Genomic DNA, 4466 nt, shown 5'->3' with positions numbered 1-4466 from the left:
CCGATCCTGATGCTCACCGCCCGCGACACCGTCGGCGACCGCGTCACCGGCCTCGACGCGGGCGCCGACGACTACCTCGTCAAGCCGTTCGAACTCGACGAGCTCTTCGCCCGGGTCCGCGCCCTGCTGCGCCGCAGCTCCTACGCCGCCCCGCAGACCGCCGACGAGGGCCACGAGGACGCCCTGACCTTCGGCGACCTGCGCATGGACCTCGCGACCCGCGAGGTCACCCGGGCCGGGCGGCCGGTGGAGCTGACCCGGACCGAGTTCACCCTGCTGGAGATGTTCCTCGCACACCCCCGCCAGGTCCTGACCCGCGAGCAGATCCTCAAGACCGTCTGGGGCTTCGACTTCGAGCCCAGCTCCAACTCCCTGGACGTGTACGTGATGTACCTGCGCCGCAAGACCGAGGCGGGCGGCGAGCCGCGCCTCGTCCACACCGTGCGCGGGGTCGGCTACGCCCTGCGCGCGGGCGAGAGCGGGCCCGAGTGAGCCCGGCGGCCAGATTCCGCGCGCTGCCGCTGCGCTCCCGCCTCGCCCTGCTGGTCACGGTTGCCGTGGCACTCGCCGTCGCGGGCGTGGCGGCGGTGTCCTGGGTGATGGTCCGCACGCAGCTGAGCGAACAGCTGGACAGCTCGCTGCGCGCCACCGACGCCGCTGCCCAGGCCAACCAGGTCTACGCCAAGCTGCGCTGCGTCCCCGGCCCGCCCCTGCCGGACCAGGCGGCCAACAACCTCAGCGCCCAGGTGCAGATCGTGCTGCAGGACGGCGGCCACTGCTGGGTCGACGGCAACAACACCCTGAAGGTCACCGCGATCGACCTGGAGGTCGCCCAGCGACGCCGGGGCCCCGTGCTCTACGACGCGACGACCTCCAACGGCATCCCCGTCCGCGTCTACACGCAGCCCGCCCTCGTGGGCAGTCAGCCCGCCGCGCTGTCCGTGGCCAAACCGCTCGCCGACATCGACAAGCCCCTGTCCACCCTGGCCTGGGTCCTGCTCCTGGTCTGCGGTATCGGGGTCGTCGGCGCGGGCGCCGCCGGCCTGTGGGTGGCCCGTACGGGACTGCAGCCGGTCGACGAACTGACCGACGCCGTCGAGCACATCGCCCGGACCGAGGACCTGACCGTACGGATCCCCGACGAGGGGGACGACGAGATCGCCCGCCTGTCGCGGTCCTTCAACTCGATGACGGCGGCCCTCGCCTCCTCCCAGGAGCGGCAGGCTCAGCTGATCGCGGACGCCGGGCACGAGCTGCGCACCCCGCTGACCTCGTTGCGCACCAACATCGAGCTGCTCGCCCGCAGCGAGGAGACCGGCCGGGCCATCCCGCCGGACGACCGGCGGGAGCTGCTGGCCTCGGTCAAGGCGCAGATGACGGAGCTGGCCTCGCTGATCGGCGACCTGCAGGAGCTGTCCCGGCCGGACGCGGCCTCCCCCGGCCCGCTCGGGGTGGTGGCCCTGCACGAGATCACCGGGGCGGCGCTGTCCCGGGCCCGGCTGCGCGGTCCGGAGCTCCGCTTCGACTCGGACCTGCGGCCCTGGTACGTCCGGGGCGAGGCGGCGGCGCTGGAGCGGGCGGTGGTCAACGTCCTGGACAACGCGGTGAAGTTCAGCCCGCCGGGCGGCACCGTCGAGGTGACGCTGCGGGCGGGTCAGCTGACCGTACGGGACCACGGTCCGGGCATCCCGGCCGAGGACCTGCCGTACGTCTTCGAGCGGTTCTGGCGGTCCCCGTCGGCCCGCGCCCTGCCCGGCAGCGGGCTGGGCCTGTCGATCGTGGCCCGGACGGCGGCGCGTGCGGGCGGCAGCGCCGAGCTGCGGGCGGCGGCCGACGGAGGCCCCGGCACGGAGGCGGTGCTCCGCATCCCGGGGGCGCCGACGCCGCCGCCGTCCGATCCGTCAGTTGTGCCGGATCAGTGAGGTGACCAGGCCGGAGCGGGTGTTCGGGAAGTCCATCGGGACGATGCCGAGCCCGGTCCGGCCGGCGAGCTCCCTGCCGTCGACGAAGCCGTGCACCTGCGGGTTCAGCCGGTCGGAGTTCCAGCGCGGCGGCATGTACGCCGAGGTGCTGACGTAGTTGACGAAGAGCTTGCCGGGCTGCTGGACGGCCTTGCGGAAGTGGTTCTCGATCGTGCCGCGCTTGGCGAAGGGCTCGGCGTTCCAGTCGTCCTGGATGTCGAAGACGTTGCCGTCGCCGTAGCGCAGGCCCGGCAGACCGCCGTTGTCGGCGAGCAGGACGACCTTCCCGCGGGCCTGTCCGAGCGTGGGCAGGGAGTCCGCGATCCGGAACAGGGGCCGCCAGCCGCGGTGGTCCAGGTAGTCGTCGAAGACGGCGCGGAAGGTGGCGTCGCTCTCCCCGGAGTACTCCTGTTTGACGCGCATCAGGACGGTCTCGGAGGGGTGCGCGGCAAGGAAGTTCCAGCAGGCGACGAGGACGTCCCCGAACATCAGGTCCTGGAAATAGGCCGCGTGGTGGATGGCGAAGGAGCCGCCCGTGACGCGGCAGCGGATGTCGAGGAAGCGGATTCCGGCGTCGAGCTGCTGGGCGATCGAGGTGTTCTGGCAGGCGACGTAGAGGCCGCCCTTGGTGGCGCCGGAGTCGTGGGTGCCGGGGATGGTCATGCGCTGGAGGGCGGTGGAGTCGCCGAGGCCGGCCATCCAGTCCTGGGTGCCGAGTGCGGCGGCGGCCGAGGCGGGTGCGGCTCCCAGTCCGACGGCCGCGCCCGCGGCCAGTGCTCCGGCCAGGAACGCCCGCCGGTCCATGCCCGCACGCGGGACCGCGCTCGTGCCCGTGCCCATGGCCGCGCCCATGCCCGTGCTTGTGACCGCGCCCGTGACCGCGCCCGTGACCACGCTCGTGACCATGCCGATGCCCATGCCCGCCCCTTTGCCAACCGGTGATGGCCGGATTATGGCGTGCACACGTCACCTTTACTACCCGTCGGTAGCGGTCAGCTTTCGAGCAGCTCGACCATGGACCGCAGACCCTGGAGGAGCTCCCGCCCGTCGGGCGCCTGCTCCGGATCGGTCAGGGTCTGCACCATCACCCCGCTGAGCAGCGCGATGTGCAGCGAGCCCAGGGCCCGCACGTCCGCCTCGGAGACCTCCTCCTGCGGCACCCCGCGCAGGGCCGCGGCCACCATCCGCCGGTTGCGGCGCTGCCCCTCGGCGAGGATCGCGAGCAGTTCGGGCGACGACTGCGCGTGGACGAAGGCCTCGACGGAAGCCAGCCAGAGCCAGCGCGTCTCGCCGAAGTCGCGGATCTTGCGGTCCCAGGTGTCGGCGTAGCGCTCCCCCGCGCTCTCACCCTCACCGGCGAGACGGCCGGAGCCCGCGGCCCACTCCTCCATCGCGGCGAACAATGCCTGGTTGAGGAGGGCCTCCCGGGATCCGAAGTGGTAGCCGATCGCGGCCATGCTCACATCCGAGGCGGTGGCGATGTCGCGCACGGTCGTGCGCAGGTAGCCCTTCTCCTCCAGGCAGCGCCGGGCTCCGGCCAGCAGGTCCTCGCGATTTCCCATGCGGGGATCGTAGCCGCCACCCCTTTGGGCAGCCGCCCTACACGTACGTATTGCGCATGCGCCCAAATCCTGGCAGGGTTCGGGCATCGGCAGATCGGAAAGATCGACGGAACGGGGAGAACCGCCATGCAGCGCCACGAGATGAAGATCGACGACCGCACCCTGTCCTACATGGACTCCGGCGGCTCGGGCCGCCCGCTGCTGGCCCTGCACGGCGGCCTGTCCGAGGGCCTCGCCTTCGCCGGACTCGCCGCGCACCTCGGCGACGCCTGGCGGGTCATCGCCCCCGACCAGCGCGGCCACGGCAGCTCCGACCGGGCCCCGCACCACCGCCGCGAGGGCTACGTCAGCGACGCCGTCGCCCTCCTCGACCACCTCGGCCTGGACGCCCCCGTGGCTCTCCTCGGCTACTCCCTCGGCGGCCTCAACGCCTACCACCTCGCCGCCGCCCACCCCCACCGGATCTCCGCACTCGTCGACATCGACGCCACCGTCGAGATCCGGCCCGCCACCGAGGGCCCCCTCTTCGACTTCCTGCAGGGCATGCGGTACACCGCCCCCACCCGCGAGGAACTCCTCGCGGCCGCCGGGCCGGTGGGGTCCCGCTTCGTCGAGCAGGCCCTGCGCCCGCTCCCTTCCGGCGAGGGCTGGCGGCTGCCGTTCCACCCTCAGGACATGCTCGACTCCATCGAATCCTGCCGGGGCGACCACTGGGACGCCTGGCTCGCGAGCACCTGCCCAGCCCTGCTGATCCACGGGATCCACAGCCAGGCCCTGCGCCAGGACACCGCCGACGCGATGGTCGCGCGCCGCCCCAAGACCTCGTACACCTCCCTGAACGGCGACCACTTCGTGCCCTTCACGGACCCCCAGGGCGTCAACGACGCCGTCGGGACGTTCCTCGCGACCCTGTGAGGCGGCCGCCCCGCCACGGGCTGGGGGG

5 protein-coding genes are annotated in these 4466 nt (G+C 72.7%); 3 read left to right on the top strand and 2 right to left on the bottom strand.

All coding sequences use genetic code 11. The features are described from left to right. Positions 1–492 (top strand): winged helix-turn-helix domain-containing protein (locus ACWGIU_RS30620; protein ID WP_453711240.1); only part of this gene is annotated, 492 nt, incomplete at its 5' end. Next, positions 489–1922: a sensor histidine kinase gene (locus ACWGIU_RS30615; protein WP_453711238.1), complete on the top strand. Its 1434-nt coding sequence runs from the start codon at positions 489–491 to the stop codon at positions 1920–1922. The genes ACWGIU_RS30620 and ACWGIU_RS30615, both read left to right, overlap by 4 nt. Here ACWGIU_RS30615 and ACWGIU_RS30610 read toward each other — a convergent pair. Further along, entirely contained in the window at positions 1902–2765 is an 864-nt protein-coding gene (locus ACWGIU_RS30610; protein WP_453711242.1) for a phosphatidylinositol-specific phospholipase C, read from the bottom strand. The two genes, ACWGIU_RS30615 and ACWGIU_RS30610, sit on opposite strands and share 21 nt — an antisense overlap. Before the next feature lie 188 nt (positions 2766–2953). After that, complete coding sequence (locus ACWGIU_RS30605) at positions 2954–3523, bottom strand: TetR/AcrR family transcriptional regulator (RefSeq protein ID WP_453711236.1); 570 nt, start codon at positions 3521–3523, stop codon at positions 2954–2956. A gap of 126 nt (positions 3524–3649) precedes the next feature. Here ACWGIU_RS30605 and ACWGIU_RS30600 point away from each other — a divergent pair, with 126 nt between their 5' ends. Continuing rightward, complete coding sequence (locus ACWGIU_RS30600) at positions 3650–4438, top strand: alpha/beta fold hydrolase (RefSeq protein WP_453711234.1); 789 nt, start codon at positions 3650–3652, stop codon at positions 4436–4438. Positions 4439–4466 lie beyond the last annotated feature (28 nt).

It is taken from the genome of Streptomyces sp. NPDC054840 (assembly GCF_053611065.1).
This window is presented reverse-complemented; position numbering and strand designations above follow the sequence as displayed.